Source organism: Microcoleus sp. CAWBG27, from assembly GCF_020883145.1.
Classification (GTDB): Bacteria; Cyanobacteriota; Cyanobacteriia; order Cyanobacteriales; family Microcoleaceae; genus Microcoleus.
Map to the genome: position 1 here is coordinate 1 of NZ_JAHREU010000148.1, position 2,243 is coordinate 2,243.

The following is a 2,243-nucleotide window of genomic DNA, read 5'->3' on the forward strand; positions in this document are numbered from 1 at the left end:
CAGTAGTATATTGTAGGATGATTTGTCTTGTGAAATAGTCTTTGGCGTCATGTATCCTATTTTATAACACTTTTTTTACTCTGCTTACTTTTTTCTCTCCTACCCCGAATTATTGAGCGGATACGAGCGGGGTATGTATCACAAGCTGAAGTTAACTTGGGAGCTCGATCGTGGCGATGCTTTCTTTCACCTCGTTTCCACATATTCCATCGCGTTACAAAGCTACTTACAATCCCAATTGCATCTTGGATTGCAGCGCGTCTCAGGTAGCTTGGGAATTTACGGAAAGAAGGATGATTCTGAATCGCTTTCTCGAAGAACCATGCGTACTTAGGAGATGGGTTAGCTGCGGTTTTATTGAACATTTTTTCGACCGTGTTGACACGCTCTTTTGAGGTCAGCACAGATAGTTCATTCCATCCCCAATAAGTGATTAGCACTACTGGTTTCAGAAAATGGCGATACTGGGCCACAGTTAACCGAGCCAAGTCTTTTTGTTCCCCAGAAAGATCGAGTTTCCAGATATCGCTGCGGATACCCGGATCGATTTGAACCTTTTTCTTTTTAGTTTTTGACTTGGCTTTCTTGAAAACCATAGCTTCGATTTCGCTATTTACTATTACAATTTTATACGCCCCTAGATTTAGTTGTCAAGTTAGTTATGTAAATTAGTTATGAAAACTTCCTCACGTCTTAAAACCCTCTCTAGCTATGAATTTAGGCTAATCTTTTACTTGGTTTTGGTGACTAAGTTCCGAAGAAATTATTGACCGGGGAAATACTTGTCAGATTGGAAGAGATCGCCAGAGACGTTTTAACCAAATGGGATTGCGAGACGATCGAGTTTGGTGGTGAAGGCGATCGTGTGCATATCCTGTTTGAGAGTATCCCCAGCATCGATCTATCGAAACTTGTAAACAACATTAAAACCGTCTCATCCCGGTTAATACGGAAAGAATACGCATCCGAACTCAAACGGTTTTATTTGTCCCAAAAGCCAATGTTTTGGAGTGGAAGCTATGCCCTGATAAGTGTTGGAGCGCAAGCACCGTTAGAGAAATTGATCGAATATGTACAGAATCAGGAAAGACCGGAATAAGGATGCTTCGCACTATTGTTTGATTTCGCTAACCAGTTGTTTACCCCAACCAAATCAAAGATTCTGGTTGGGGACTGCGCTCAAAATTCGTTCAAAAATAACAAATAGATATATCTTTTGATGGAAGGCATCGCGAGCGAAAGGATGTAGAAGAGCGCATAAAATATTTTCAGGAACTTCTCCAAAACTATATTCAATAAACTCGATATCGAGCGGTAACAAATATAGAGGTGAGAGCTTCTGGCTTTGGGGTTAAAGCGACTGATAAGTGTAGCGAATCGTCAGGAGAGCTTCTGGGAAAGGGGGGAGAAACCAACGTCACCAGTCGGGAATTTCTTCAGTCTCCAAGTCCGTGAGGGCTTGTGACAGTCGCTCGACGGGCAACGGTGCGGCAGTTTTTTCATCGGGTACGTGGGGTAATGCGTGTTTTCCGGTGTAGGAAAGCATGGAAAGACTCGCGATCGCCCCCCGCACTTGATCCGGCTTCACTTCTAAGTACCGCTGCAACTGTTCGAGGTTGCTGTGACCGCTAATTTCTTGGATGATTCTTAAAGGAATGCCCGCGTTGCTCATCTGGGTGAGGGCGGTGCGACGGAAGCTGTGGGTGGATGCTCCCTCGATGCCGGCGCGCGAGAACGCTTCTCTCAATATTCTGTCCGCTGAATCTGGGTGCAAATGTCTCCAATGGTGGCTCTTGTGGCGGCCGGGGAATAAGTAAGTTTGACCCGCGTAGGATTTCCAAGATGTCAAGAGACTTCGCAAATCCTCGATCACCGGAATCGTGCGGGTTTGGAGTTTCCCTTTGGTGTTGCCCTTGCGGAAGTTGATTGTAGGTCGGACTGTACCTTTGGCAGTGTAAATATCGACGACTTCCAACGAACAAGCTTCGGCAATGCGACAGGCAGTGTAGAGGCAAACTCCGAAGAGGGTGCGATCGCGTGAGGTTTGCAAACCATCGTTAAATAAGAGTTCGATTTCCTCTTGCGTGAGAATTTTTGCCTGCCCGTGACCTTCAATCTTCGGCGTTGCTGAGTTAGAGTATGAATAGGAGGAATAATTTATGCAATGCCCTGAATGTAAATCAACCCATATCCGTAAAAACGGCAAGAAGAAAGGAAAACAAAATCACATTTGTGTCCAATGC

3 protein-coding genes and 1 pseudogene are annotated in these 2,243 nt (G+C 44.8%); 2 read left to right on the top strand and 2 right to left on the bottom strand.

Annotated elements, in window-relative coordinates:
• Window positions 1–56: 56 nt before the first annotated feature.
• Window positions 57–596: a hypothetical protein gene (locus QZ938_RS32920; protein WP_293356554.1), complete on the bottom strand. Its 540-nt coding sequence runs from the start codon at window positions 594–596 to the stop codon at window positions 57–59.
• Between the two features lie 170 nt (window positions 597–766).
• On the opposite strand from QZ938_RS32920, the gene tnpA reads away from it, so the two are divergent.
• Entirely contained in the window at window positions 767–1,099 is a 333-nt protein-coding gene (gene tnpA, locus QZ938_RS32925) for an IS200/IS605 family transposase (protein ID WP_293356551.1), read from the top strand.
• Window positions 1,100–1,417: 318 nt separating this feature from the next.
• On the opposite strand, the gene QZ938_RS32930 is transcribed toward tnpA, so the two are convergent.
• Window positions 1,418–2,191 (bottom strand): tyrosine-type recombinase/integrase, encoded by a 774-nt coding sequence (locus tag QZ938_RS32930; RefSeq protein WP_367181886.1) that lies wholly within the window; start codon window positions 2,189–2,191, stop codon window positions 1,418–1,420.
• On the opposite strand from QZ938_RS32930, the pseudogene QZ938_RS32935 reads away from it, so the two are divergent.
• Window positions 2,160–2,243, top strand: a pseudogene (locus tag QZ938_RS32935) (IS1 family transposase); the annotation flags it as partial. The gene QZ938_RS32930 and the pseudogene QZ938_RS32935 sit on opposite strands and share 32 nt — an antisense overlap.